The following is a 24,742-nucleotide window of genomic DNA, read 5'->3' as shown; positions in this document are numbered from 1 at the left end:
CGCCATCTGTCCCCGGCCCGGTCACGCGGGTGCCTAACGCCCGTTTGGATACCATGCGGGCATGACAAATCCGGGCGTGGAGTTACAGGAACTGATCGCGGCGATGGAGCAGCGCCGCACGCGGGTCGAGCAGGGCGGCGGCCCCGAACGCCTGAAGAAACAGAAGGCCGGCGGGAAACTCACGGCCCGCGAGCGGATCGACGCGCTGCTCGACCCCGGTTCCTTCCTGGAGATGGGGACCTTCGTGGAGCACCGGGGCGGCCGCCTGATGCAGGGCGTGGACGCGCCGGGCGAGGGCGTCGTGACCGGGCGCGGCACGATCCACGGGCGGCAGGTGTTCGTGTTCAGTCAGGACTTCACGGTGCTGGGCGGTTCCTTGGGCAAGATGAACGCCGCGAAGGTCACGAAGATCATGGACATGGCCGCCAGAACGGGGTGCCCGGTGATCGGCCTGAACGACAGCGCCGGGGCGCGCATCCAGGAGGGCGTGGACTCTTTAAGCGGCTACGGCGAGATCTTCTACCGCAACGCGATCTACTCGGGCGCCGTGCCGCAGATCAGCGCGATCCTGGGGCCCTGCGCGGGCGGCGCGGTGTACTCGCCGGCCCTGACGGACTTCATCCTGATGAGCGGCGGCAGCAGTTACATGTTCATCACGGGTCCCGAGGTCATCAAGTCCGTGACGCGGGAGGACGTGACCTTCGACCAGCTGGGCGGCGCGGACGTCCACACCCGCAAGAGCGGCGTGGCGCACCTGGAGTACGACGGTGACGAGGCGGTCCTGGCCGGCGTGCGCGACCTGCTGGGCTACCTGCCGCAGAACGCCCGCGAGAAGGCGCCCGCGCATCCGACGGGCGACCCGGCCGACCGCACGAACGAGCGGCTGCTGGACATCGTCGTGCCGGACCAGCGCAAACCCTACGCCATGCACGACGTGATTCACGAACTCGTGGACGACGGCACCTTCCTGGAAATCCAGCCGAACTGGGCGAAGAACATCGTGGTGGGCTTCGCACGCCTGAACGGCGAGTCGGTGGGCATCGTGGCGAACAACCCGCGCGTCATGGCGGGCACGCTGAACATCGACGCGTCGGACAAGGCCGCGCGGTTCATCCGCACCTGCGACTGCTACAACATCCCGATCCTGACGCTGGTGGACGTGACGGGCTTCCTGCCGGGCGTGGCGCAGGAACACGCCGGGATCATCCGGCACGGCGCGAAGATGCTCTACGCGTACGCCGAGGCGACCGTTCCCAAGGTCACCCTGATCACCCGCAAGAGCTACGGCGGGGCGTACCTCGCCATGAACAGCCGCGACATGGGCGCCGACGTCGTGTACGCCTGGCCGACTGCCGCCGTCGCCGTCATGGGTGCCGAGGGCGCCGCGAACATCGTGTACCGCCGCGACATCCAGAACAGCGACAACCCCGACGCGACCCGCGCGCAGAAGATCGCCGAGTACAAGGACGCCTTCGACAACCCCTACGTGGCCGCCGCCAAGGGCTACATCGACGACGTGATCCCCATGGAGGACACCCGCCGCGTCCTGATCCAGACCTTCACCATGCTCCGCGACAAGGAAGAGGCCCGGCCCTACAAGAAGCACGGCAACATTCCGCTGTAAGGGCAGTGCGGGCTGTGGTGGGTGGGGGGAACAGTGGCCCGGACCCGCTCACCACTTCCTACGTTCGGTCACCGTCCCGGCGTCCCGCTGCGCCTAGACTGCTTCCATGACTGACAAGCCGTTCGTGAAACCGTCCGATGCCGAGCTGCGCGAGCGCCTGACGCCCATGCAGTACAGCGTGACCCAGCACGAGGGCACCGAGCGGGCCTTCACCGGGGAGTACTGGGATCACACGGAGGAGGGCATCTACGTGGACGTCGTGAGCGGCGAGCCGCTGTTCTCCAGCCTGGACAAGTACGACGCGGGGTGCGGGTGGCCCAGCTTCACGCGGCCCATTCCCAGTGTCACGCTGACCGAGAACACCGATTACAGGATCGGGTACGCCCGCACCGAGGTCCGTTCGGCGGTGGCGGACTCGCACCTGGGACACGTCTTCCCGGACGGCCCGCAGGAGCATGGGGGGCTGCGCTACTGCATCAACTCGGCCGCCATGCGCTTCGTGCCGGTGTCGGAACTGGACGCGCAGGGGTACGGCGAGTACCGGGCGCTGTTCGGGTAAAGAGCAACAGCCAGGGAGGGGGAGGCCCGTCGCAGCCTCCCCCTCCCTGATGTCGTGACGGTCAGCGGGCCCCGAAGTCCTGCACCCAGTACGGCCCGGAGGTGCTGGTCGCGTACCCGACGCCGAGTTCCCGGAAGGCGGGGTTCATGATGTTCTTGCAGTGCCCCTCGCTTTTCAGCCAGCCGTCCATGACCTGCGCGGCGGTGGCCTGCCCGGCGGCGATGTTCTCACCCCAGGTGCGGTACGCATACCCGGCGGCGGCGATGCGCTGCCCGGCGGTGCGGCCGTCCTTGCTGTCGTGGCTGAAGTAGTTCTGGGCGGCCATGTCGGCGGCGTGGCCCTGCGCGGCTTGTCCCAGCTGCGCGTTCAGGGTCAGCGCGGGCGCGGCGGCGTAGGCGGTGGCCCCGCAGGTGCGGCCCTGCGCGCGGGCGGCGTTCACGAGATCCAGAATCTGCTGCGCGAAGTCCGTGGCGGGCGCGGGAGCCGGTGCCGGAGTGGGGGTGGGCGCGGCGCCGCTGACGGTCAGCGGGAAGTCGATGAAGGCCGCCGCGTTGCGGCTCAGGGCGGCGCGGACGGTGGCGTTCCCGCCGCTGACCGGCGTGACCAGTCCGGCCTGCGTGACGCTGGCGACCGCCGCGTTGCTGGTGGTCCACACGAGCTGGCCGGGCGCAGGGGCGCGGCCGCCGACCGTGACGGTCAGCTGCTGCGGCTGCCCCAGCGTCAGGGTGACGGGGCTGGCGACGCCCTGCGGGGAGAGCGTGTCGCTGACGTTCCGGGCCGGGTCGGTCGGGGTGGGGGTGGGGGTGCTGCCGGTGCTGCCGCAGGCGCTGAGGGTCAGAATCAGCAGGGCGACACTGGCGCCGCGCAGGGGTTGGGGGAGCATGGGGGCATTAGAACGTGCCGAAGTCTCTTTACCATGAGGAAATCTTTCTCATTTCTCATGTTGGCCGTGCGGCGATGGGTGTGCTGATCCCCCACCCAGTGATACGGACTCCGATTGAATGGGCTGTAAAGCCCATTCAATCGGAGCGAAGCGAGTGGAAGAAAAACGGGTTCCGGGCGTGGAGCCGGCAATCCGGTGAAGTTCCGGATTGTCGGCGAAACAAACGGAATCCGTATGAGGAGAATTTCACGGACTCCGGGCAGCTTCCTGGCAACTGCCACCTGTGAGCAGCGCAGCCTCATCCGATACGGACTGCCGTCGGTCTCGTTCACACCCCGGAACACCACCGGGTTGCCAACGCCACGCCCGGAATCCATTTCCCTCCTGCGCGCTCTGCTCGGGTTGAAAGAGGGTGCAACCCTTTCAACCGGAATCCGTACGACGTCCAAGCGAAACCTGCCCCGCCCTTACCCCCCCCGGGTCGCCTCGCCCGGCACGGGAATCAGCAGGCCATACCGTACCTCCGTGACTGCGCGTACGGACGGCCCGTCCCACCGGGCATCGCCGGGCAACGTGACCGCCAGGTCCGCACCCAGGGCCGCCGCCGCGTTCAGCAGCGCCTCGCCCACCCCGGCGTCGGCCGCGCCCCACAGGTGCGCCGCGCCGCCCGCCCCACGCGCCTGCCACAGCAGCGCCCCGACCGGCTGCCCGTCCCGGTACGCCATCAGCAGCGCGAAGGCCCCGGCAGCGGCCTCCAGCGGTCCCGCCAGCTGCCGCGCCAGCCCCTCCGCCCACCCCGGCGTGCCGTGCGCCGCGCACAGCGCTCCCGCCCACGCGCTCAGGTGCAGACGCCCCACCTGCTCGACGACCACCGGGTCATCCGGCGGCCCCGCCTCACCGGCCCAGTCGCCCACCCGCACCCGCGCGACCTCCTGAACCTTCAGGCCCGCCGGAACCTCGCCGCCCACCCAGGCCACCAGCGGCGGCAGCCCCTGCCCCTCATGCCAGTCCTGCACGTCCCGCAGGTCCACGCCGCCCACATCGCCCGGCAGGAACGTCGCGTTCAGCGCCAGCACGTTCACGCCCGGCGTGAGCAGCGTCACCGCGCCCCCCTGCCCGCGCTGCACCACCGACAGCGGCGCGTGAAACCCGATCAGATCAGCCAGAGCAGAGGGCAGCATCCCCCCAGGGTAATAGGAAGCGGCATACAGACAGTGGGGAGCGGACGGGACGCCCGCCCCGATCCACTCCCCACTGTCTGCGGTTCGCCTGCTGTCTCATACGGATTCCGTCTGTTTCGTTAACAGATCGGAACACCACCGATCTGTTAACTCCACGTCCGGAACCCGTTTCTCTCCTGCTCGCTCCGCTCGGATTGAATGGCCTTTGCAGCCCATTCAATCGGAGTCCGTATCATACGGATTCCGTCTGTTTCGCCGACAATCCGGAAGTTCACCGGATTGCCAGCTCCACGTCCGGAACCCGCTTCTCTCCTTCTCTGCGGGGCAGCTCTGCGAGTCGCATCCGCTCGGATTGAAGGAGCTTTGCAGCCCCTTCAATCGGAGTCCGTATCAGTTCCAGCGGCCGCCGCGCTGCTGGCGCGTTTCGGGTTCCGGCGCGGCGTACAGTTCCTCGGCACGCGAGAGTTTCTTACGGCCGTACAGGCCCTCCAGAATGAACTCGGCGGCAGACACGCGCACGGCGTCGTCGCTGCTCGCGGCCACCTCGGCCGCCAGGTCACTCAGGCCCGGCACCTCGCCGGCCGCTTTCAGCGCGGCGGCACTGTCCCCACCCTGCGGGAAACGGAACACGTTCCCGGCCTCGAACCACTTCTCCAGGTCGCGGGTGTTCGCGCTGCCGTAGTGGCGGGCGTACACGGCCCCCGCTGCCTTGCGGATCACGTCGCGGGCCACGTTGTCCGCACCCTTGAGTTCCCCCTCGTACTCCAGTTCCATCTTCCCGGTGATGGCCGGCAGGCCCGCGTACACGTCACTGACCCGCACCACCGGGGCGTCCCCGGCCACGAGGCTGCGGCGCTCGGCATTTGCGGCGGCGACCTCCATCAGCGAGATCGGCAGGCGCTGCGACACGCCGCTCAGCTTGTCCACGCGGCCGTCCTCGCGCGCCTGGAACGCGATCTCCTCGATCAGTTCCGCGATGAACGGCGGCACGATCACACCCTCGGCCCGCGCGGCCTCCTGCGCCGTGATGTCCATGCCCAGGCGCACGTCCGTCGGGTAGTGCGTGCGGATCTCTGACCCGATGCGGTCCTTGAGCGGCGTGACGATCTTCCCGCGCGCCGTGTAATCCTCCGGGTTCGCGCTGAACACCAGCATCACGTCCAGTTCCAGCCGGACCGGGTAGCCCTTGATCTGCACGTCCCCCTCCTGAAGGATGTTGAACAGCGCCACCTGCACCTTGGGGGACAGGTCCGCCAGTTCGTTCACCGCGAAGATGCCCCGGTTCGCACGCGGCAGCAGCCCGAAGTGCATGCTTCGCACGTCACCCAGGCTGGTGCCCAGACGCGCCGCCTTGATCGGGTCCACGTCGCCCACGAGGTCCGCGACCGTCACGTCCGGCGTCGCCAGTTTCTCCACGTACCGGTCCGCGCGCGGGAGCCAGCGGATCGGCAGGTCCAGCCCGTGCGCTTCGAGCAGGTGACGGCCCTCCGCGCCCACCGGGTTCAGCACGTCGTCCGGCATGTCCACGCCCGCAATGACCGGCACTTCCTCGTCCAGCAGGCCCGTGATGGCCCGCAGAATCCGGCTCTTCGCCTGACCCCGCAGACCCAGCAGAATGAAGTTCTGCCGCGCCAGCAGCGCGTTCACCAGCTGCGGAATCACCGTGTCGTCGTACCCGACCACACCGGGGAACAACTCCTCGCCGCCCCGCAACTTGCGGGTCAGGTTCTCCCGCACTTCATCCTGCACCAGCCGGATCTTCCCGTCGAACGGCGCGCGCCCGGCGTACCCTTCGGTCTGAAGCAGTTCTCCCAACGTCCTCGCCTTCGCAGTCACGGTCATGATGCGCGGAACGTACCACGCACCCACACGCGGGAATGTGCGGCTTGCTGGGAATCCCCCACCGCCGCGCCCGCCCGCAAGGCGCAACCTCGCGTGCAGGCCGGATCGCCACCCACTACGCTGACCGCATGACCAGCACCCGGACACCCACCAGCCCCGCCGCCACGCTGCTGCTGATCCCCGCCGCCGCGCTGACCGTCTGGGCACTGATTGCCGCCACCGCTGACCTTCAGGCCAGCGGCAGCGTCCGCATCCTCCTGTCCGCCGCGCTCCTGCCCCTGACCCTGCTGACCGTCAGCCGCCTCCCCTGGACCACCTTCGCCCTGCTCGCCTGCGGCTGGATCCTCGGCATTCTCGGCCTCACGACTGCCCTCGCCGGAACCGCCAGCTGGGCCACCGGCGCGCCCGCCGTCCTGCTCGCCCTGGGCAGCGCCGCCGGATTCTTCCTGCTGCCCCGCAAGGACAGAGGCGAGTAAACCGTGAAAAAGGGCTAGGCAGTGGGGCGTGGACGGAACCCTGGCTCCGGCCCACGCCCCACTGCCTGCTGCCCATTCACCCCCCGCTGCTGCTGGCGGCGGAGGCGTCGTGCGCCTGCTGGTCTTCGAGGGCCTTGTACGCGCAGACGGCGGCCAGCGCGGCGACCTCCACGGGCACGCCGCCCAGGGTGAGGTTCACGTCCTTGCCGTCCAGCACGCCGCCGATGCGGCCGTGCAGGCGGTCACCGCTGACGTGCAGGTCCACGGTCTTGCCGTCGATCCGGCCGGAGTAGCGGCCCCGGACGCGGTCGCCGCTGATCTGGAGGTGCACGTCGTCCCCGTCGATGTGGCCGCCGAGGCGCACGCTGACGCTCTGGGGAGTCACGTCGCCGTCGGCGTCGAACCCGGCGAAGGTGCCGCCGATGCGGCCGTCCACGTCCCCGGCGCGGACCGTGAGCTTGATGTCCTTGCCCTGGAAGGTCCCGCCGATGCGGCCGGTCAGGCGTTCGCCGTTCCAGGCGGCGTGCAGGTCGTAGCCCTGGGTGACGCCGCCGATCCGTCCGTTCAGTTCGCTCATGTCAGGCAGTACGCGCCGGGCGGGCGGCGGGTTGCCGGGCACACAGGGATCCTTGGGATTGACCCGAGGCAGGGCGCCTCTGTTGTGTTGGGTTTCCCGCTGACGCGCTGCCGTTCAGTACGTGAATTCGAATTTCACGTCGTACTGCTGAAGGCTCTTGGTGCCGTTCATGCGGGTCTGGCCGGGACGGGGGGTGAGGGCGAAGGTGGCGGTCAGGGTGCGTTTTCCGAAGGTGCGGCGCACGGTGCTGATCAGTTCGGAGCCCTTGCGGGTGCTGCTGGTGGTGGCCCAGTCCTGCGCGTTCAGGCGGCCCACGTAGGCGGCGCGGACCTGCTCGGCGCTCAGCGAGGAGAAGACTTTCGCGTACGTTTTGTAGTACGAGCCGCTGTACTCGTTGCCGCTGGGTTCGATCAGGGCTTCGGCGGGGGCGGACAGGACTGGGAGGGTCACGCCAGAGCTCAGCAGGGTCTGAAGCGGGTCAACTGCATTTTCGTAGACAGATTCGTAGGCATTCGGGGTTGTCCGGGCTCTGCCGGAAGGGCAGGCGGCGCCGAAGGCCTGGAACGAATAGTTGACCTGCGTCAGCCCGGATCCGTTCGGGAATACGTTGATGTTCATCTGACCGCCCAGGCCGGGTTTGCACAGCAGCGGCGCGCCTCGGGTGGTGCTGCCCGGAGCGTCCTGAAAGACCTCCATAGTGGGGTTGGTGGGGTACATGTCCAGCCACCCGTCCCGGCGGAGCAGGCCCTCAGCGATGGCGCTCGCCGTTTCGGGATTCAGGGTGGTGCGTACGACGACTTTCGTGCTGAACGGCTGGATGACGCTGCCCACGACCGTGCGGTTCATGAACGGCGCTACCCGGAAGGGCAGGTCAGGTGCGATCACGCCGGGCAGAAAACCGTTCGGGTCGAGGAGGTCCGTGGCGGACAGCAGTAGGTCAAGCTCGGCGTCTGTCAGTCCCTGCAGTGGAGCGGCGCTCTGGGCAGACGCCGGTCCGGGCAGACCTGCACCGATGGTGAGCAGGGCGAAACAGCCGGCAGCGCGTATGGAGGGAAGCATGTAATCACGGTACCGTGCGGGTTGAACGCGGGGTGCCTCAGGTGTGGCGCGCGCCCGCCTCCTTCGGCTGGACTGGTCACGGTCCGTCCTGTCGGAAGGGGGCGGTGGGTTGCCGGGCGGCGAGGGCCACGCCGGTCACGCACAGCAGCAGGCCGCCCAGCGACAGGGGGCTCAGGCGTTCGCCGTACAGCGCCCAGCTTTCCAGCACGGCCAGCGGCGGCACGAGGTAGAAGAGGCTGTTCACGCGCGCCGCCGGCAGGTCCCGCAGCAGGCGCATGAGCAGCAGGATCGCCCCGACCGACAGGACCAGCACCAGCCACGTGAGGGACACGATGAATTCCGCGTCCCAGTGGATCACGCCGCCCCCGCGTGCCAGCGTGACGGTTCCGAGGGCGGCGGCGCTGACGACGTACTGCGCGGCCGTGCCGCCCAGCAGCGGCATGTCGCCGCCCGCGCGGCGCTGGTAGAGGGTGCCGGCAGTGGTGCAGATCAGCGCGAACGCGGCGGCCAGCAGGGCCGGGCGGCTGGCCCCCGTCTGACTTCCGACGCCCTGCCCGCCCACGACCAGCAGCACGCCCACGAAGCCCAGCAGCAGGCCCGCCCACTGCGCCCGCGTGACCCGTTCGCCCAGCACCGGCCAGGACAGCAGACCCGTCAGCAGGGGTTGCACGCCCACCAGCACGCTGGTGATCCCGGCGGGCAGGCCCAGCCAGATGGCGGTGGTCACGCCGCCCAGGTACCCGGCGTGCAGCAGCAGGCCCGTCACGCCCGCCCGGCCCGCCTGCGCCCGCGTGGGCCACGGGGCGCGCAGCGCGGCCGTCAGGGCCAGCATCAGCAGGGCCGCCAGGGCAAACCGGACCGTCAGGTACGCGAACGGATCGGCGTTGCGGGCCGCGCCCTTGGTGCCCAGGAACCCGGTGCTCCAGAGCAGCACGAACAGCAGCGGCGCGGCCGACAGGAACGCGGCGGGCGGGAACTTGCGGGTCATGCGGCAGGCTAAACCAGCCACGTCCCCACCGGGGCTCAGGTGTCCAGCATCGCCGCGATGGCCCCCACGGTCCGTTCGTTGCGGACGGTCACGCCCACGCCCAGCGTCCGCTCGATCACGGCGGCCGACAGCTTCATGTTCCGCACACCCTCCGGAACCGTCTGGTACAGGTGCTGGCCGACCACCTCCCAGCGTTCCGGGGTCACATCCCGCGCGTGCAGGGCCGCCACGCGTTCCGGGTCAGGCGGGTCGCGCAGGAACGCCACCACGACCGCCTCGCTGCGCAGGTGGGCGGGACAACCGGTTGCCGCCTCCCGCCACTCAGCCTCCGTGCGGAGCGTCACGGGCACCGGGAAACCGAACCGTGTTTCCAGCGCCGCCTCCAGCCGCCCGCGCAGGTCCGGGTCGGGGTCCGCGCTGAACACGGCATTCCCGCTCTGGATGTACGTGCGGACCTCCCGCAGGCCCAGGCCGGTCAGCAGGGCGCGCAGGTCGGTCATGGGCACCTTGCGCCGCGCTCCCAGATTCACCGCGTGCAGCAGCGCCACGAACGTCATATGCAGCCGTTCTATCAGACTCCGCGCCGCCGGGCGCACTCCGGTGCGGCAGACTGGGGGCCTGACGCGCCCCGTCACGCCCGCCGACGCCGCCACCATTGCCGCGCACCGCTACCCGGACGCCCGCGACCTCGCGGAGCGGCCCGCGTACGCCGCGTGGGTGGAATCCGCTCTGCGGGACGGTCTGTACCTGGGCTTCCTGCTGGAGGGTAGGGGAGAGGTGATCGCCGGGGCGGGTGTGACCCTGCTGCACTGGGGCCCCACGCGCGGTGATCCGCAGCCGTGGCGGGCGCGGGTGGTGAACGTCTGGACGCACCCGGACCATCGCCGCGCCGGGCACGCCCGCACGCTGGTCACGGCCTGCCTGGACGCGCTGCGGACACGTGGGGTCACGCGCGTCAGCCTGGGCAGCAGCGACATGGCCCGCCCGCTGTACGCGGCGCTGGGCTTCGCGGACAGCACCCACGAGATGAACCTGACCCTGCGGGCCGCGCGGGCAGAATAGCCACATGACCTCCTTCAGGCGGGCCTTCACGCAGGCGACTGAGCGGTACGGCCGATTCGGGCACGCGGCACACCTGTTCGTCGCGTGGACGCTGCTGCGCGACCGGCCCGCGCTGGCCGCCCTGGCCGAATTCCGCGCGGGCCTGCGCGCCCTGGCCGACCGCCTGGGCCTTCAGGACAAGTACAGCGAGACGCAGACCGTCGCGTGGTTCTTCGCGGTGCTCGACCATCTGGACCGCGCCGGGAACAGCACGGAGGGCTGGGAGGCGTTCGCGGCCCGCACCCCGCACCTGTTCGATCCGGCGTACCTGCACGCCTTCTACCCGCCCGGGGTGCTGAATAGTCCGGAGGCCCGCGCGTACTTCCTGCCGCCCGAACCGGCTGGCGGGACCTCCTAGCCCGCGCCGGACCGGGCGTGGTGGCGCGGCGGTATCCTGCGTGGCATGTCGTATGTGGCGGTTATCGGTCTGGAAGTTCACCTGCAGCTGAAGACAAGGTCCAAGATCTTCAGCGCGTGCCCGCAGGAGTATCACGGGGCGGACCCGAACACGTTCACGGACCCGTTCACGCTGGGCCTGCCGGGCACGCTGCCCACCCTGAACCGCGAGGCAGTGGAACTCGCCATGATGTTCGGACTGGGCCTGAACTGCGACGTGAGCGGCTTCACGCAGTTTCACCGCAAGAATTACTTCTACCCGGACGCCCCGAAGAACTTCCAGCTGTCGCAGTACGACCGGCCCATCGCCCGCGACGGCTTCCTGGACGTGACCCTGCCCGGCGGCGAGGTGAGCCGCGTGCGGATCAAGCGGGCGCACCTGGAGGACGACGCGGGCAAACTGACGCACCCCACGTACGCGCCGTACTCCATGCTGGACCTGAACCGCGCCGGGTCCAGCCTGCTGGAGATGGTCACCGAGGCCGACATCACAGGCGCCGAGCAGGCCCGCGCGTTCCTGGAGAGCGTGCAGGCCATCGCGCAGGCGCTGGGCGTCAGTGACGCCACGCCCGAGGAAGGCAAGATGCGCTGCGACGTGAACCTCAGCCTGCACCGGCCCGGTGAGCCGTGGGGCACCAAGTGCGAGGTGAAGAACCTCAACTCGTTCCGCTCCGTGGCGCGCGCCATCGAGTTCGAGACGGCCCGGCAGGCCCGCATCCTGGACGCCGGCGGGCGTATCACGCAGGACACGCTGGGCTGGGACGAGGGCGGCCAGAAGACCTTCCTGATGCGCACCAAGGAAGGCGAGGCCGACTACCGCTACTTCCCCGAGCCGGACCTGCCCCCGCTGGACATCACGCCCGAATGGATCGCGCGCGTGCGGGCGCGGATGCCCGAACTGCCCGCGCAGAAACTGGACCGCTACCGCGCGGCGGGCGTGCGCGAGGCCGACGCGCAGACCCTGAGCCTCAGCGTGCCGCTGTCGCGCTTCTACGACGAGGCGCTGGAGACGCAGCCCCGACCGGACGCCGAGAAACCCGATGCGCAGAAACTCGCGAACTGGCTGCTGGGCGACGTGTCCGGCCTGCTGGCCGCGCGTGAGGAGACGCTGGAGGCCAGCCCCCTGCGGCCCGCGCATCTGGCCGCGCTGGTGGGCCTGATCGACGCCGGCACCATCAGCGGCAAGATCGCCAAGGACCTGCTGCCCGACGTGCTGGCCGGCCACGACCCGGCCGTCCTCGTGCAGGAGCGCGGCCTGAGCGTCGTGACCGACACCGCCGCCATCGACGCTGCCATCGACGCCGCCATGACCGCCGACCCCGCCACCGTCGAGAAGGTCCGCGCGGGGAACGCCAAGGCCATGAACGCGCTGTTCGGGCCGGTCATGAAGGCCATGGGCGGCCAGGCCAAACCCGAGGTGGTCCGCGAACGCCTGAGCGCCAAGCTGGGCCTGTGAACCGCCTGACCCCGGCCCGCTGGCGCGCGGCAGCGCTGACGGCCCTGTGGGCGCAGGTCGCGGCGCTGCTGGGCACAGCGGCATTCTCGGCGTGGCACTCGCAGGACCTCAGCCGGTACTTCAATGCCGCCGAGGCGCTGCTCGCCGCGCTGGTCATGGCGTGGTGGACCACCCTGCTGGGCCGCACCCTGAACGCCCGCCCCACCCCCGACACGGACGGCGTCTGGCGCTCCCTGACCCTGAGCTTCCCGTGGCTGACCTCACTGCGCGGCGCGTTGTGGGCCCTGACGCTGTTCAGCGTGCTGGGCGGCGCGGCCCCCGAGGCGAACCCGGTCGCCCTGAGCGCCCTGCTGACCCTCTGGGGCGCGGCGATCATCGCCAGTAACGCCACGTACGGCACGCTGGCACGCCTCAGCAGCGAACCGCTGGCCGCCGCGCCCCGCCGGAAACTGATGGACTGGCTGAACCTCGCCGCCGCCCTGAGCCTCGGCATGGCCGTCCTGAACGTCGTGCCCATCCCCGGCTTCAGCGGCGACCCGGACCTCAGCACGCAACTCGTGTACGGCCTGGGCGGCCTGCTCGACGTGACCGCCACGCTGCTGGCCCTGCGCGCCCTGCAGGTGCAACCCGTCCCGGGCGGGGAATAGGGGAGGGAGGCTGGGAGTCGGTCTTCTATCAACCATCAACCAGCCCCCGTTTCTGCCCTACTTCGTCCACTGGTGCTCGTAGCAGTACGCCCAGGTTTCGCCCGGCTCGGCGCTGCGGATGACCGGGTGGCCCTGGCGCCGGGCGTGCGCGGTGGCGTGCCTGTTCCGGCTGGAATCGCAGCAGCCCACGTGCCCGCAGGTCATGCACACCCGCAGGTGAACCCAGGTGTCGCCCGCCGCCACGCACTCCAGGCACACGTCCGCCTCCGGCGTGACCGGCCCGGCGTTCTGCCCGGCATGGTCGCACTGCGCGCGTTGCGTGGCACTCAGGGTCACGGGCGGGTGCTCCGCGAGGTGGCGGGTGATGTCGGCGCGCGTCACCCCGGGCGGCGTCAGCAGGTCCAGAATCCCGGCCGCCACCTCACGCGGGGCGCTCAGGATGTGCTGTGCACCCAGATTCTGTAACCCCTGGAATCCCTCGGGGGACGTGGCGCGCGTGATCAGCCGCAGGTCCGGCGCGACCGAGCGGACCACGCTGACGGTCCGTTCCGTCATCTCGGTGTCGTCGTCCACGATCACCAGCGCGCGGGCCGAGGCGATCTCCAGGTCCCGCAGCAGCCCGGCCCGCGTGTAATCCGCGATCAGCACCGGTGCGCCCCGCCCCTCCAGTTCACTGGCCCCGTCCGGGTTGCGGGTGATGACGCTGTACGGCACGCCCGCGCGGCTCAGGGCGCGGGCCGCGAGGCGGGCGTGCGCGCCGTACCCGGCGAACACCACCCGCCCCGCCACCGGCAGGCCGTGCGTTCCGCTGTCCTCCGTTCCTGCCACCGGCCCGGACGACGCGCGGCCAGAGGCGGCGGGCAGGCGGCGGCCCAGCGCGTCCGCCAGGGCGTTCAGGGCGGGCGTGAACGCCATCAGCAGCACCGTCGCCGCGATGAACACCCCGCTCCCCTGCGCGCCCATGCCCGCGAAACTCAGGCCCAGCGCCGTGCCGGTCGCCGCCAGCACGAACGAGAACTCACCCACCTGCGCCGTCAGGAACGACACGGGCAGCGCTGTGCGCGTGGACTCGCCCAGCAGGCGCACGCTCAGGAAAGTCACGCCCACCTTCAGGGCCGCGATCAGCGCCGCCGCGCCCAGCACCACGCCCAGGTGCCCCAGCAGGAACCCCAGGTCCAGCTGCAACCCCACCGACAGGAAGAACGCCGCGCTGAACAGAATCTGCAGCGGCAGGATCTCACCCATCGCCTGCGCCCCGTACCGGCTCTCACTGACCAGCAGGCCCGCCAGGAACGCCCCCAGCGCCAGGCTCACGCCCGCCACGGCCGTCAGGCTCGCCGTGCCGAAACACAGCGCCACGACCGTCAGCAGGAAGATCTCGCTGCTGCACGTGCGCGCCACGACCTCCATGACGGGCGGCACGAGCCGACGCGCCGCGACCAGCACGAACGCGATGATCCCGCCCGCCTTCGCCAGCGCTGCCACCACGCCCGCTGCGCCCCCACCCTGCCCGGCCAGCATCGGGATCAGCAGCACCATCAGCACCACCGCCAGATCCTGGAAGATCAGGATGCCCAGACTCACCTGCCCGGCCGGGCCGTTCGTCTCGCCGCGCTCGCCCAGCAGGCGCATCACGATCGCCGTGCTCGACAGCGCGATCAGGCAGCCCGTGAACACCGCGTCCGGCGCGGCCACCCCGGTCAGCAGCAACGCGCCCGCCGCGACCAGCACCGTCAGGCCCACCTGCAACCCGCCGCCCACGAAGATCTGCCGCGCAATCCGCGACAACCGCTCCAGGCTGAACTCGATCCCGATGGTGAACAGCAGCAGCATCACACCCACCTCCGACGCCGCCGAGATGAGCTCCTGATCCCGGATCAACCCCAGCGCGCCCGGCCCCGCCACCACGCCCGCCACCAGAAACCCGATGATCGGAATCAGCCGCAACCGGAACGACAGGTACGCCGCCAGCGCCGACACGCCCAGCAGCAACGTCAACTGCACCAGAAAGGCCGGCGGCCCCGCATGGGCTTCCGGAGCGGCAGCCAGGGCAGACCCGGCCAGCAGGAACAGCAACACGAAACGCGACATGCCCCAGCATGCCACCCCCACCCCGGGGCGCGCACCTTCAGGCCCCGCATCTTCAGGCGGCGTCCACTCGGGCGGTGCGCCCACGTCCACCCGGGTCCGGATCATCGCACTCCGGTTGAAAGGTTCACCGAAACCGTTCAACCCGAGCGAAGCGACGCGGAGAGCTGCCCCGCAGAGTGGGCGTCAAGCGGACGGACATGGAGGTGGCAACCCGGTCCGGGTTGTGAACGAAACAGGCGGAATCCGTATCATACGGATTCCGTTTGTTTCGCCTACAATCCGGAACTTGACCGGATTGCCGACTCCACGTCCGGAACCCGCCAAGCTCCCACTCGCTTCGCTCGTATTGAATGGGCTGCAAAGCCCGTTCAATCGGAATCCGTATCAGTCCCGGCCCGCCGCGATCAGGCGCTGACGCTGGTCGGCGCACCCAGCACAAGTTCGGGCGTGGCCGGCAGGGACACGAAGAACGACGCGCCCTCCCCGGGCCTGCCCTCCGTCCGCACGTGCCCGCCGTGTGCGATCACCACGCGCCACACGTCCGCCAGGCCCAACCCCAGCCCCTCGAACGATTGCCCGGCCGGCAACTGGCTGAACACCCGGAACAGCCGCTGCGCCGCCTCCGGATCGAATCCCACCCCGTTGTCGCGCACCTCGATCACGTGCATGCCCTGCTCCAGCGTGGCCCGCACCACCACCCGCGCTCCCTCCCGGTCCCGGGAATGCTGCGCGGCGTTCGCCAGCAGATTCCGGAACACCAGCCGCAGGGCCGCCGCGTCACCCCGCACGACCGGCAGGGGGTTGACCACCAGCTGCACCCGGTCACCCAGCGCCAGTTCCGTCCAGGCCTCCTGAATCAGGCCGGCCAGCGCGACCGGCAGCGACTCCAGCGGTTTCAGGTGCCGTTCGGCGTAACGCAGCAGGCCGTCGAGCATCTCCGACATGCGCCCGATGGACTGCGCGACCGCGTCCGCATGAACGGCCCGTTCTTCCTCCGGTACGCGCACCAGCAACTCCGTGTGCCCCATCACCAGCTGCATGGGCGTCCGCAGGTAATGGCTGAGCGACCACGCGAACGCGCTCAGTTCCTCGTTCGCCGCCTGCAGCTCCTGCGTGCGCTGCTGCACCCGCGCCTCCAGGTGGGCGTGCAGCGCCGCGACCTCGCCGCGCGCCTGCCCCAGCGCCGTCCGTTGTATATCCGCGATGGCCTGGGCACGCTCGAACTCCAGTTCCGCCAGGGCCACGTCCAGACGCTGCCGCTCGGCCTCCCGGTCCAGCTCGGCCTGGAAGGTGCGGTGCTGCTCGGCAAAACTGTACGCCTGCCGGTAATCACCGCAGGCGGCATGCACTCTCGACAGGACTTGCAGCGCCCGCGAACGGTACGAGCGGTTTGAATTGGGCCGTTCCAGCAGCGCCAGCGCCCGACTGGCATGGGCGAGCGCCAGCGCCGGGTCGTGTTCCAGTTCCAGTTCCGCGAGGCCCAGGATCGGCCAGGCGATCTCCTCGCCCTCGGTCAGGCGGTCGTAGATCTCGATGCTGGACGTGAAGAAGCGGCGGGCCTCGACCGGGCGGCCCAGCGCGGCGTGCGAGTGCCCCAGCGTGTCGTGCAGGGCGGCGCGTGTCCGCTCCACCGGCGTGTCGGTCAGGCCGAAGCGCTCGATCACTGCAATGGCCTCCTCATGCTGACCGGCGCGGTAGAGAGTATCGGCAAAGTTTGCCACTATCATCATCTCGGTCGCGTTGAGTGAATTGAGTGAGAGACTTTCTGTAAGGCGTTTGTGGATGGGCAGAGCCCGCTCCAGTTGCCCTAACGCTTTGAAGATCAGGGCAATCATGGCCTCTACTTCCGGTCGAGGTCCCAGTACAGCTAGGCATTTCCTGTAACGGGCGAGGGCGACTGCGTAATTCCCATTGTGATACTCAATGAAACCTATATTAGAAGTGGCCCTGCCAATTCCGGTCTGATAATTCTGCTCGGTCGAGATGGCCTCGACTTGCTTGAAAAGATCGAGTGCGGCCGGAATGTCCTCACGGTAGAATTGAACGCCGGCCATCAGGATCAAAGCGGACACCTTCTCCTCAACGTGCGAGAGCGCATCGAAGGTCTGAACCAGCTGCGCGTAATCCCCGTCCAGGGTGTCCGTCTCGCCGTGCACGATGAACAGGTCCAGCTTGTGCGTCAGTGCCCGCGCACGCTGTTCGGCGTCCGGGCCGGCCAGCTGCAGCGCTTCGTCCAGCTGCAGCCGCGCCAGCGCGGGCTGGACCAGGTAAATGCTGGCCCTGCCCAGGGTGACCAGGAGGAGCTGCTCGGCCGGCTGATTGCCCTGCGCCCTGGCCTGTTCCAGCCGCTCTGCGGCGATGTTCGCGACCTCCTGCGGCTCCAGTTTCGTCCGCTCCAGCAGCGTCAGCAGGGAGGGCAGGTCGAGGGCGGCGTGATCGGCGTCAGGCATAGAGACTCAGGGGCAGTGTAAGGCGGATCCCGCCGGGCGGCGCGTGCAGGCACCGTGTCCGCGCCGCCCGCGTCGCAGCTGGCCGGGTCACGCGGGAACCTGCGGGCCCTCCGGGACGGTGTCCGGCGGGGCAGGGAAGACGATGCGGGCTTCCAGGCCCCCCCCATCCGGGGAGTGCAGGGTGAGCTGCGCGCCGTTGGCCGTGGCGTAGCGGCGCGCGATGGGCAGGCCCAGGCCCCGCCCGTCGCGGTGCGGGCTGCCGGGTTTGCGGAAACCGACCTCGAAGACGCGTTCCAGCAGGTCGCTGCTCAGGCCGGGGCCGTTGTCCAGCACGCGGATCATGGGGCCGCGTTCCGGGGTGGCCGGGTCGAGTGTGACCAGGATGGCGTCGTCCGAGTACCGCTGGGCGTTCTCGATCAGGTTCTCCAGCACCTGTTGCAGGTGGTTGGGGTCGGTCTGCACGTGAACGGGGCTGGCGGGGCGGCGCGTGCGGACGCGGTCCGTTTCGAGGCGTGCGATCAGGCCGCCCAGGTCGGTCCGTTCGGGGCGGGGTTCGATGTTGACGTACATCAGTTCCAGGCGTTCCAGGTCGGTGCGGACGGCCAGCTGGGCGGCGTGATCCTCGATCAGGCGCAGGATCTTCTCGCGGGCGCGGAGGTTCTCGGTGCCGCGCAGGGCGTCGGTGGAGAGCAGCAGGGCCTGCAGGGGGCGGCGGAGTTCGTGGGTGGCCATGCTGAGCGCCTGCCGGTGCTGGGCCTCGCGGGCCTCGCGGGCCTCCTGTTCCCGCCGCGCGGCGTTCAGGGCGCGCAGGATCAGCCAGGTGCCGAGCGTGCCGCTCAGGAGCGCCGTGAAGAGCATCGTGATCCGCATGAAGTGCAGGGTGCGTGCCAGCTGGAAGCGCACGCCGTTCAGGTGGGTGTGCGCGGCGGCGTTCAGCTGTTCGGCGATACGGACGGCCCGCTCGGTGTCCTCGGCGCGGCCGCTCCTGATGAGGGGCGCGACGTCCGCGAGGTGAACGCCGGCGTCGCGTTCACGTTCGCGCAGCTGAGCGAACTGGCTGTCGGGGTGACCGTTGGTGAGTTGCCGCTGCGCGGTCTGGATGTCCGAGAGGATCCAGCGGCGGATCTTCTGGCGTTCGGCCAGGGTGCTGCGCGGGTTGCTGCTGGCGCGTGCGTACTGCTGCACGCGGTTCAGGAAGCCCTGGTAGTTGTAGCCGGTCCAGGTGGTTTCGGGGTTGTTCAGGATGCGGAAGGCGGGCAGGAAGGACACGATCAGCAGGATGATGGAGATCAGGCTGGGCAGCAGGGCCAGCAGAAGGTCCTCGCGGCGCAGCAGGAAGCCCAGGACCCGCCGTTCCGTGCGGTGGCGGCGGGCACTGCCCTGGGTTGGGTGGGTCTGCTCGGGGGCGGTCACGGGATCAGCGGGGGCCGACGCTGGTCACGTACCAGGCCCACTGGCTGCCGTATGTGCGGACGGGAAAGCGGTTGGGGTCCGGGGGGAACACGATGGTCAGCGGACCCTTCTTCAGGTCCGGGATGGGCCGGCCGTTCGCCTGGTAGGCGAGCATGACCGGGAACTGCTGGTAGTCGCTGGCGCGGATGATGGCGATGAAGCCGTCGTCGGCCGTCACGCGGATGTCCTGCCCGTCGAACTGGCCGCGCCGGGCGAGGTCCCGCAGCGGCACGCCCTGGTACTCGAAGGTCTCCTGCAGTTGCGGTTGCGTGGTGGTGTAGCGCACGGCGGGCAGGGCCCGCAGTTGCCGCAGCGTGAGGCGTTCCGGGTGGCGGCCCTGCAGGGTCAGCAGGACCGGCTCGCCGGCGCTGGCCGGAAAGGGCGTGGCGGCGCCCTGAACGTACGTGAAGGCCGCGCGGGTGCTCTTGGAACTGCCGGCCCTGGCCGGATCCACCGTGACGAGGGTCACGGCCATCAGGATGAAGCCGGGAATAAGGCGTGACTTGTCCGGGAGCACGCCGGGTATGCTACCTGTTCCGACCGCCGGTCCTCAAGGGGCGTGACGGGAGCGAAGAGGGTCAGGGGAGGCGCTATGCTTCCAGCTGGAATGACTGACCGTAACCCTCTTGTTTCGCTGGGTGACCTGACCTGGGACGTCCTGGCGAAACCCGACACCATGCTGCTTCCGGGCGGCGACAGCACCGGCCGCATCGAACTGTCCGGCGGGGGCAGCGCCGCGAACCTGGCGGTGTGGGCCAGCCGGGCCGGGTATCCTGCGCGGTTCGCCGGGAAGATCGGCCAGGACCGCTTCGGTGAGCTGGCAACCGCCGAACTGCGGGCCGAGGGCGTCGGCGCGGACGTCGTCCTGAGCGCCGAGCATCCGACCGGCGTGATCCTGGGCCTGATCGACCGGCGTGGCCAGCGGGCCATGCTGACCGGCCAGGGCGCCGACTGGGAACTGCTGCCCGGCGAACTGCCGCTGGACACGCTGCGCCGGGCGGGGCACCTGCACCTGACCGCCTGGAGTCTGTTCCGTGACCCGCCGCGCGGGGCGGCGCTGCACGCCGCGCAGGTCGCCAAGGCCGCGGGCGCGACCCTGAGCCTGGACCCCGGCAGTTTCCAGATGATCCAGCAGATGGGCCGCGAGACCTTCCTGCGGGTGCTGGAGGACGTGCCGTTCGACGTGTTCTTCCCGAACGACGACGAGGCGCGCGCCATGAGCGGTCACGCGGACCGGCACGCCGCGATGGACTGGTTCCGCGCGCACTACCCGCGGGCCCTGATCGTCATGAAGCTCGACGAGGACGGCGTGCTGATCGAGGGTCCCGGTCAGGCGCGGGTGGCGGTCGCCGCCACGCAGGACCGCGCCGTGGACGCCACGGGCGCCGGGGACTCGTTCGGCGGGGCCTTCCTGGCCGGCTGGCTCACGCACGGGGACGCCGTGCGCGCCGCGGACCTGGCGGTACAGGTGGGCGGCTGGGTCGTCGCGCGGTTCGGGGCGCGGCCCCCGGCGGACGACGACCTGCGCGGCCGGCTGGCCCGTCACGGCGTGACCACCGGCGGTGAGGCGTGACCCGCCCCGCGCGGCGCGGCCTGCCCAGCTGGGCGCGGGCGCTGCTGGTCCTGCTGCTGCTGGCGCTGCTGGCGGCGGGCGGCGCGGCGCTGTACCTGCAGTCGCTGCTGGGCCCGGCGGGCGGCGCGGCGTTCACGCTGGAAGTGAAGCCGGGCGACACGCTGGGCGGCGTGGCCCGCACGCTGCAGCAAAAGGGCGTCGTGAAGAACGCGGACGCGCTGCGTTTCCTGATGCGGCGCAACGGCACGGCCGGCAGCCTGAAAGAGGGACTGTACGACCTGAACGGGCAGATGACGGCCGCGCAGGTCGCGGAGAAACTGGCCGGCCCGGCCCGCATTCCGACCATATCCGTCACCATTCCGGAGGGTCGGCGCGTGAAGGACCTGCCGGGCATCTTCCAGAAGGCCGGCTTCGACGGGGCGGCCATCCTGAAGGTCCTGAAGGACACCCGGCTCAGCCGGCACGCGGGCACGCAGCCGAACCTGGAGGGCTTCGTGTTTCCTGCCACGTACGAGTTCCGGCCCGCGGAAACCCCGCAGCGGATCGTGCAGAGCATGGTGCGGCGCATGGAGGCCGAATTCACGCCTGCGAACGTGGCGGCCGCCAGGGCCCTGGGTCTGGGCGTGCGTGACTGGGTGATCCTGGCGAGCATGGTGCAGGCCGAGGCCGCCAACGACGCCGAGATGCCCATCATTGCCGGCGTGTTCCTGAACCGCCTGCGCGACGGCATCGCGCTCGGCAGCGATCCCACCGTGGCGTACGGGCTGGGTAAGGACCTGCCACAGCTGGACCGCAGCGCCGGGGATTTCACGCGCGACACGCCGTACTCCACGTACACCCGCCTGGGCCTGCCGGCCGGGCCGATCAACAACCCCGGTCAGGCGGCGCTGCTGGCCGTCCTGAACCCCGAGCGCAAGATGAGCGACGGCCGGGACGCCGTGTACTTCCTGCACGGCCTGAACGGGAAGATCTACGTGAACCACGATTACGCCGCGCACCTGCGGGACGTGGCCCGCTACCGCTGAGCCGTTCCCCGGGTTGCTGAACCCTTCCTGAAGGCCCGGGAACGGAGGCGGGGCCTACACTCCGGCCATGACCGATTCCACGCGGGGTGACTGGCTGCGGCGCCGCAACGCACTCTGGCAGCGTCTGCGGGCGCTGCCCCCCACGCCCGACACTCCCGAATTCGAGGCGGCCGTGGCGGCCCTGTCGGCCCTGACCGGCTGGGACCGCGCCCGCATCCTGGCCGGACTGGGCCTGCCGCCGGGCACGCCAGCGGGGAACCCGTGAGCGCCGAGGTGATTCCCTTCGACTGGGCGCGGATGCTGCTGGGCGACACGCCCCCGCTGTTCCTGCTGGAGATCGTGTTCCGCACCGCCGTGATCTTCCTGTGGCTGGTGTTCCTGCTGCGCGTGACCGGCAAGCGCGGCCTGGCGCAGCTCAGCCCGCTGGAACTCGCCATCGTGATCGGGCTGGGCTCGGCGGCCGGCGACCCGATGTTCTACCCGGAAGTGCCGCTGCTGCACGCCATGCTGGTCCTGACCCTGGTGGTGGGCCTGCAGCGGCTGCTGTCGCACCTCGTGATCCGCAGCGAACGGGTCGAGACGTTCATCGAGGGCGTGCCGGTCGAACTGGTCCGGCGCGGCGTCCTGAGCGGCGAGGCGCTGCGACGCGCCAACCTGAGCCGCGAGGATCTGTTCGAACGTCTGCGCGCCCAGGGCGTACGGCAGCTGGGCGAGGTGCAGCGCGCGTACTTCGAACAGGACGGCAACCTGACCGTCTTCACGCACCCGCACGATCCGCCGCCCGGCCTGCCCGTGGTGCCCCCCTGGGACCTGGAACCGCCCCGCGTCATCCAGCCCGGCGAGGCGTACCACGGTCCCCTGGCCTGCCTGGGCTGCGGCGACCTGCACGGGACGCCGGACCCGCTGGGCGGCCAGCAGGAAGACGCCGGGCAGCTCGCGCTCACCACGGACCGGCCGGTGTGCGCCTGCGGCAGCGACCGCTGGACGCCCGCCACCACCGACCCGTTGCGTGACGAGGGCGCCCCCCGGTCGACCCCGGCCGCGCCGCCGGCGCGCGATGGGGGTGGCCGCGGCCCCGGTGCCGGACCGCCCGGCTAATACGGATTCCGTTTATTTCGTTGACAGATCGGAACACCACCGATCTGCCAACTCCACGTCCGGAATCCGTTTCTCTCCTCCTCGCATCCGCTCGAATTGAATGGTCTTTGCAGCCCATTCAATCGGAGTCCGTATAACAGGGCCGGGGTGCGCCGGGGCCGCGCGGCTCAGCCCTCGGTGGACGCGCCGGGCCGGGTGGTCCAGACCGGGTCGGGTTCGATCTGCTCGGCGGGCGCCTTGCCGCGCTCCAGGCCGCTGCTCGCCTCGGTCTGCAGGGGCGTGACGCTCATGCCCGGCGCGCACTCGATCTGGCAGGACAGCCGCGCCTGACCCAGCAGGCCCTTCTCGCTCAGCTTGTCGAACTCGGCGGCGGTCATGGCGTCCGGTTCCCCCTCCTCGAAGGTCACGCGGCAGGTCGTGCAGCGCGCCACGCCGCCGCAGCGGTGCAGGATGTCCACGCCGCCCCGTTCCAGCGCCCGCACCAGCCGCTCGCCGCTGCCCGCCTCGATCTCTCCGAATCCCGCCACCTGCACCGTGAACGTCTGCGTCATGCCGCCCAGCATCGCACAGCGCCCGCTCAGCGGAACAGGGTGGGCATGGTGACCTCGCCCTCCACCCACACGCGGCCCTTGCCGCGCCGCTTGCCGCGGATCAGGGCGGTATCGGCCCGCGCCAGCCACTGACCGCTGCTCAGGGTGCCCTCGTGCAGGTCCAGGAACGCCAGTCCGGCCGTGGAGGCCAGCGCGTGCGCCACGCCGTCCACGACGACCGGGCGGCGTGCGACGGCCTCCAGTACGCCCTCGACGCGCAGGCGGACCTCCTCGCGGGACGTGGCCTGCACCAGCAGCGCGAACTCGTCGCCGCCCAGCCGGCCCAGCGTGTCACCGGCCCGCAGCGCCGCGAGCATCCGCGCGCCCACGGCGTGCAGCACCTCGTCGCCCGCGTGGTGCCCGAAGGTGTCGTTCACGGCCTTGAAGCCGTCCAGATCGAACACGGCCAGTCCCAGCGCCCCGGCACCCCCTCCGCGCAGCGACTCCTCGAGCTGCGCCACGAAACTCGCGCGGTTGGGCAGGCCCGTCAGGTAATCGGTGGTCGCCTGCCGCTGCAGCTCGACCAGCGGGCGCGTGGCGCGCAGCACGACCGGCCACGCCAGCAGACTGCCGATCAGGCTGACCAGCAGCACGAAGATCAGCGGGCGCCGGTTGCCGCCGAGGCCCGACGTGAAGTCCGTGGTGGGGGCGTACACGCCGATCATCCAGGTCACGCCAGGCTGCACCTCGACCGGGCGGATCACGGCGGCGAACTGCTGCCCGGACACGTCGTACCAGTGCGTGCCCGGCGCGAGGGCGGGGCGCGCCTCCCGGTCCAGCAGCGCCCGCAGCGCCGGGTCGGCCACGTCCCGCAGCAGCGGGATGCTGCCCGCACTGGCCTCGCCGGGCCACGCGCGCGAGGTGGCGATGGCGTGCCCGCGCTCGTCCGTGACGAACGCCCGTCCGTTCGCGCTGATCTGCACGTCCTGCAGGAACTCGGCGAGCTGCCGCAGCTGCACGTCCGCGCCGATCACGACCGCGCCGCCCGGCGTGGACAGGGCCGACGCGACCGTCACGCCCGGCTGCCCGGACGACGCGAACACGTACGGGTCGGTCCAGACGACATGCCCGGCGGCCGCCTGCGCCTGCCGGTACCAGGGCCGCTCGCGCGGGTCGTACGGGTCCGCCTGCGCCGACTGGCCGGTCAGGACGCCCCGCGCGTCGTAGGTGCTGGTCAGCACGCGCCGTTCCGGGCGGACCTCGATCACGCGGGAGAAGCGCCCCAGGCTGTCCGGGCCGTCGCGGCGCAGGAACACGAAGCGGCCGTCGCTGTGGCCGACCAGCACGCCGTTCAGTTGCGGCACGCTGGTTAGCAGCGCCTGGAAGTTCAGGAGTTGCCCGGCCGCGTCGTCGGCGCTGAGCAGGCCGCTGGCCATGTTCGCGCGGTTGACCTGCACGATCTGCGACGCGAACTGGAGGTACCCGGCGACGTTCTCGGACGCGACCCGCGCCAGTTGCTCCAGCGCCCCCTGCGCCTGGGACTTGACGGTCTGTTCGGACCCCTGCCGGTCGCTCCAGAGGGCCACCAGCAGCGTCAGGGCCTGCGTGATGACCAGCGCCGCCAGCAGCCAGCCGCGGGACCATGAGAACGCCCGGAGCGCCTGCGTGGGCGTCAGTGAGTTGGCGGCAGCTGGCCTGGGACGAACCTGGGAAATACGGAAGACCTCACGGCAG

Annotated in this window: 24 protein-coding genes; 11 read left to right on the top strand and 13 right to left on the bottom strand. The window is 70.4% G+C overall.

Features of this window, described 5'->3' with window-relative positions:
• Positions 1-61: 61 nt before the first annotated feature.
• On the top strand, positions 62-1,624 hold the full coding sequence (locus ABDZ66_RS05170; protein WP_343756829.1) for an acyl-CoA carboxylase subunit beta: 1,563 nt from the start codon (positions 62-64) through the stop codon (positions 1,622-1,624).
• A 106-nt stretch (positions 1,625-1,730) separates the two neighbouring features.
• Positions 1,731-2,183 (top strand): peptide-methionine (R)-S-oxide reductase MsrB, encoded by a 453-nt coding sequence (gene msrB / locus ABDZ66_RS05165; protein WP_343756828.1) that lies wholly within the window; start codon positions 1,731-1,733, stop codon positions 2,181-2,183.
• Positions 2,184-2,244: 61 nt separating this feature from the next.
• On the opposite strand, the gene ABDZ66_RS05160 is transcribed toward msrB, so the two are convergent.
• The 3 genes from ABDZ66_RS05160 to ABDZ66_RS05150 all read right to left on the bottom strand — a co-directional run bounded on the left by ABDZ66_RS05160 (position 2,245) and on the right by ABDZ66_RS05150 (position 6,089).
• Positions 2,245-3,066 (bottom strand): CAP domain-containing protein, encoded by an 822-nt coding sequence (locus tag ABDZ66_RS05160; protein ID WP_343756826.1) that lies wholly within the window; start codon positions 3,064-3,066, stop codon positions 2,245-2,247.
• 467 nt (positions 3,067-3,533) lie between these two features.
• The gene (locus ABDZ66_RS05155; protein WP_343756824.1) at positions 3,534-4,247 is read right to left on the bottom strand and encodes a hypothetical protein; all 714 of its coding nucleotides are present in this window, start codon (positions 4,245-4,247) and stop codon (positions 3,534-3,536) included.
• Positions 4,248-4,637: 390 nt separating this feature from the next.
• The gene (locus ABDZ66_RS05150) at positions 4,638-6,089 is read right to left on the bottom strand and encodes a sigma 54-interacting transcriptional regulator (protein ID WP_343756823.1); all 1,452 of its coding nucleotides are present in this window, start codon (positions 6,087-6,089) and stop codon (positions 4,638-4,640) included.
• Between the two features lie 128 nt (positions 6,090-6,217).
• Here ABDZ66_RS05150 and ABDZ66_RS05145 point away from each other — a divergent pair, with 128 nt between their 5' ends.
• The gene (locus ABDZ66_RS05145) at positions 6,218-6,565 is read left to right on the top strand and encodes a hypothetical protein (protein WP_343756822.1); all 348 of its coding nucleotides are present in this window, start codon (positions 6,218-6,220) and stop codon (positions 6,563-6,565) included.
• A gap of 76 nt (positions 6,566-6,641) precedes the next feature.
• Here ABDZ66_RS05145 and ABDZ66_RS05140 read toward each other — a convergent pair whose 3' ends face one another.
• The 4 genes from ABDZ66_RS05140 to ABDZ66_RS05125 form a co-directional block, all read right to left on the bottom strand.
• Positions 6,642-7,142, bottom strand: coding sequence for a hypothetical protein (locus ABDZ66_RS05140; protein ID WP_343756821.1), 501 nt, complete (start codon positions 7,140-7,142; stop codon positions 6,642-6,644).
• 114 nt (positions 7,143-7,256) lie between these two features.
• Positions 7,257-8,201, bottom strand: a complete 945-nt coding sequence (locus tag ABDZ66_RS05135) for a hypothetical protein (protein WP_343756819.1) — start codon at positions 8,199-8,201, stop codon at positions 7,257-7,259.
• 76 nt (positions 8,202-8,277) lie between these two features.
• Complete coding sequence (locus ABDZ66_RS05130; protein WP_343756818.1) at positions 8,278-9,189, bottom strand: DMT family transporter; 912 nt, start codon at positions 9,187-9,189, stop codon at positions 8,278-8,280.
• 35 nt (positions 9,190-9,224) lie between these two features.
• Positions 9,225-9,746, bottom strand: coding sequence for a DUF1697 domain-containing protein (locus ABDZ66_RS05125; protein ID WP_343756817.1), 522 nt, complete (start codon positions 9,744-9,746; stop codon positions 9,225-9,227).
• Positions 9,747-9,789: 43 nt separating this feature from the next.
• Here ABDZ66_RS05125 and ABDZ66_RS05120 point away from each other — a divergent pair, with 43 nt between their 5' ends.
• From ABDZ66_RS05120 to ABDZ66_RS05105, 4 genes are read left to right on the top strand one after another with little or no spacing between them, the layout of a single operon-like run.
• Positions 9,790-10,251 carry a GNAT family N-acetyltransferase gene (locus ABDZ66_RS05120; protein ID WP_343756815.1) on the top strand — a complete coding sequence of 154 codons (462 nt, stop codon included), beginning with the start codon at positions 9,790-9,792 and terminating at the stop codon, positions 10,249-10,251.
• 4 nt (positions 10,252-10,255) lie between these two features.
• Entirely contained in the window at positions 10,256-10,648 is a 393-nt protein-coding gene (locus ABDZ66_RS05115; RefSeq protein ID WP_343756812.1) for a hypothetical protein, read from the top strand.
• A 45-nt stretch (positions 10,649-10,693) separates the two neighbouring features.
• On the top strand, positions 10,694-12,142 hold the full coding sequence (gene gatB, locus ABDZ66_RS05110) for an Asp-tRNA(Asn)/Glu-tRNA(Gln) amidotransferase subunit GatB (RefSeq protein WP_343756810.1): 1,449 nt from the start codon (positions 10,694-10,696) through the stop codon (positions 12,140-12,142).
• Positions 12,139-12,789, top strand: coding sequence for a hypothetical protein (locus ABDZ66_RS05105; RefSeq protein WP_343756808.1), 651 nt, complete (start codon positions 12,139-12,141; stop codon positions 12,787-12,789). Before gatB ends, ABDZ66_RS05105 begins: the two co-directional genes overlap by 4 nt.
• Positions 12,790-12,846: 57 nt before the next feature.
• On the opposite strand, the gene ABDZ66_RS05100 is transcribed toward ABDZ66_RS05105, so the two are convergent.
• From ABDZ66_RS05100 to ABDZ66_RS05085, 4 genes are all read right to left on the bottom strand, one after another.
• Positions 12,847-14,880: a cation:proton antiporter domain-containing protein gene (locus tag ABDZ66_RS05100; protein WP_343756806.1), complete on the bottom strand. Its 2,034-nt coding sequence runs from the start codon at positions 14,878-14,880 to the stop codon at positions 12,847-12,849.
• Between the two features lie 404 nt (positions 14,881-15,284).
• The gene (locus ABDZ66_RS05095) at positions 15,285-17,330 is read right to left on the bottom strand and encodes an ATP-binding protein (RefSeq protein WP_343756804.1); all 2,046 of its coding nucleotides are present in this window, start codon (positions 17,328-17,330) and stop codon (positions 15,285-15,287) included.
• 87 nt (positions 17,331-17,417) lie between these two features.
• The gene (locus tag ABDZ66_RS05090; protein WP_343756802.1) at positions 17,418-18,743 is read right to left on the bottom strand and encodes a sensor histidine kinase; all 1,326 of its coding nucleotides are present in this window, start codon (positions 18,741-18,743) and stop codon (positions 17,418-17,420) included.
• 4 nt (positions 18,744-18,747) lie between these two features.
• Complete coding sequence (locus ABDZ66_RS05085) at positions 18,748-19,299, bottom strand: putative pterin-binding protein (RefSeq protein WP_343756800.1); 552 nt, start codon at positions 19,297-19,299, stop codon at positions 18,748-18,750.
• A 90-nt stretch (positions 19,300-19,389) separates the two neighbouring features.
• On the opposite strand from ABDZ66_RS05085, the gene ABDZ66_RS05080 reads away from it, so the two are divergent.
• The 4 genes from ABDZ66_RS05080 to ABDZ66_RS05065 all read left to right on the top strand — a co-directional run bounded on the left by ABDZ66_RS05080 (position 19,390) and on the right by ABDZ66_RS05065 (position 22,478).
• Positions 19,390-20,355 (top strand): carbohydrate kinase family protein, encoded by a 966-nt coding sequence (locus ABDZ66_RS05080; protein ID WP_343756798.1) that lies wholly within the window; start codon positions 19,390-19,392, stop codon positions 20,353-20,355.
• Complete coding sequence (gene mltG / locus ABDZ66_RS05075; protein ID WP_343756796.1) at positions 20,352-21,380, top strand: endolytic transglycosylase MltG; 1,029 nt, start codon at positions 20,352-20,354, stop codon at positions 21,378-21,380. The genes ABDZ66_RS05080 and mltG overlap by 4 nt, the downstream gene beginning before the upstream one ends.
• 67 nt (positions 21,381-21,447) lie before the next feature.
• Positions 21,448-21,645 (top strand): hypothetical protein, encoded by a 198-nt coding sequence (locus ABDZ66_RS05070; RefSeq protein WP_343756794.1) that lies wholly within the window; start codon positions 21,448-21,450, stop codon positions 21,643-21,645.
• The gene (locus tag ABDZ66_RS05065; protein ID WP_343756792.1) at positions 21,642-22,478 is read left to right on the top strand and encodes a DUF421 domain-containing protein; all 837 of its coding nucleotides are present in this window, start codon (positions 21,642-21,644) and stop codon (positions 22,476-22,478) included. The genes ABDZ66_RS05070 and ABDZ66_RS05065 overlap by 4 nt, the downstream gene beginning before the upstream one ends.
• Positions 22,479-22,645: 167 nt before the next feature.
• On the opposite strand, the gene ABDZ66_RS05060 is transcribed toward ABDZ66_RS05065, so the two are convergent.
• Positions 22,646-23,029: a 2Fe-2S iron-sulfur cluster-binding protein gene (locus ABDZ66_RS05060; RefSeq protein WP_343756790.1), complete on the bottom strand. Its 384-nt coding sequence runs from the start codon at positions 23,027-23,029 to the stop codon at positions 22,646-22,648.
• Positions 23,030-23,055: 26 nt separating this feature from the next.
• Positions 23,056-24,594 carry a sensor domain-containing diguanylate cyclase gene (locus ABDZ66_RS05055; RefSeq protein ID WP_343756788.1) on the bottom strand — a complete coding sequence of 513 codons (1,539 nt, stop codon included), beginning with the start codon at positions 24,592-24,594 and terminating at the stop codon, positions 23,056-23,058.
• Positions 24,595-24,742 lie beyond the last annotated feature (148 nt).

The organism is Deinococcus depolymerans (assembly GCF_039522025.1).
Taxonomy (GTDB): Bacteria; Deinococcota; Deinococci; order Deinococcales; family Deinococcaceae; genus Deinococcus; species Deinococcus depolymerans.
This window is presented reverse-complemented; position numbering and strand designations above follow the sequence as displayed.

Bases quoted from the DNA above. Each gene is read 5' to 3' on its own strand.
- ABDZ66_RS05170 (WP_343756829.1), top strand. From the start codon at position 62: ATGACAAATCCGGGCGTGGAGTTACAGGAACTGATCGCGGCGATGGAG.
- msrB (WP_343756828.1), top strand. From the start codon at position 1,731: ATGACTGACAAGCCGTTCGTGAAACCGTCCGATGCCGAGCTGCGCGAG.
- ABDZ66_RS05160 (WP_343756826.1), bottom strand. From the start codon at position 3,066: ATGCTCCCCCAACCCCTGCGCGGCGCCAGTGTCGCCCTGCTGATTCTG.
- ABDZ66_RS05155 (WP_343756824.1), bottom strand. From the start codon at position 4,247: ATGCTGCCCTCTGCTCTGGCTGATCTGATCGGGTTTCACGCGCCGCTG.
- ABDZ66_RS05150 (WP_343756823.1), bottom strand. From the start codon at position 6,089: ATGACCGTGACTGCGAAGGCGAGGACGTTGGGAGAACTGCTTCAGACC.
- ABDZ66_RS05145 (WP_343756822.1), top strand. From the start codon at position 6,218: ATGACCAGCACCCGGACACCCACCAGCCCCGCCGCCACGCTGCTGCTG.
- ABDZ66_RS05140 (WP_343756821.1), bottom strand. From the start codon at position 7,142: ATGAGCGAACTGAACGGACGGATCGGCGGCGTCACCCAGGGCTACGAC.
- ABDZ66_RS05135 (WP_343756819.1), bottom strand. From the start codon at position 8,201: ATGCTTCCCTCCATACGCGCTGCCGGCTGTTTCGCCCTGCTCACCATC.
- ABDZ66_RS05130 (WP_343756818.1), bottom strand. From the start codon at position 9,189: ATGACCCGCAAGTTCCCGCCCGCCGCGTTCCTGTCGGCCGCGCCGCTG.
- ABDZ66_RS05125 (WP_343756817.1), bottom strand. From the start codon at position 9,746: ATGACGTTCGTGGCGCTGCTGCACGCGGTGAATCTGGGAGCGCGGCGC.
- ABDZ66_RS05115 (WP_343756812.1), top strand. From the start codon at position 10,256: ATGACCTCCTTCAGGCGGGCCTTCACGCAGGCGACTGAGCGGTACGGC.
- gatB (WP_343756810.1), top strand. From the start codon at position 10,694: ATGTCGTATGTGGCGGTTATCGGTCTGGAAGTTCACCTGCAGCTGAAG.
- ABDZ66_RS05100 (WP_343756806.1), bottom strand. From the start codon at position 14,880: ATGTCGCGTTTCGTGTTGCTGTTCCTGCTGGCCGGGTCTGCCCTGGCT.
- ABDZ66_RS05095 (WP_343756804.1), bottom strand. From the start codon at position 17,330: ATGCCTGACGCCGATCACGCCGCCCTCGACCTGCCCTCCCTGCTGACG.
- ABDZ66_RS05080 (WP_343756798.1), top strand. From the start codon at position 19,390: ATGACTGACCGTAACCCTCTTGTTTCGCTGGGTGACCTGACCTGGGAC.
- ABDZ66_RS05070 (WP_343756794.1), top strand. From the start codon at position 21,448: ATGACCGATTCCACGCGGGGTGACTGGCTGCGGCGCCGCAACGCACTC.
- ABDZ66_RS05060 (WP_343756790.1), bottom strand. From the start codon at position 23,029: ATGACGCAGACGTTCACGGTGCAGGTGGCGGGATTCGGAGAGATCGAG.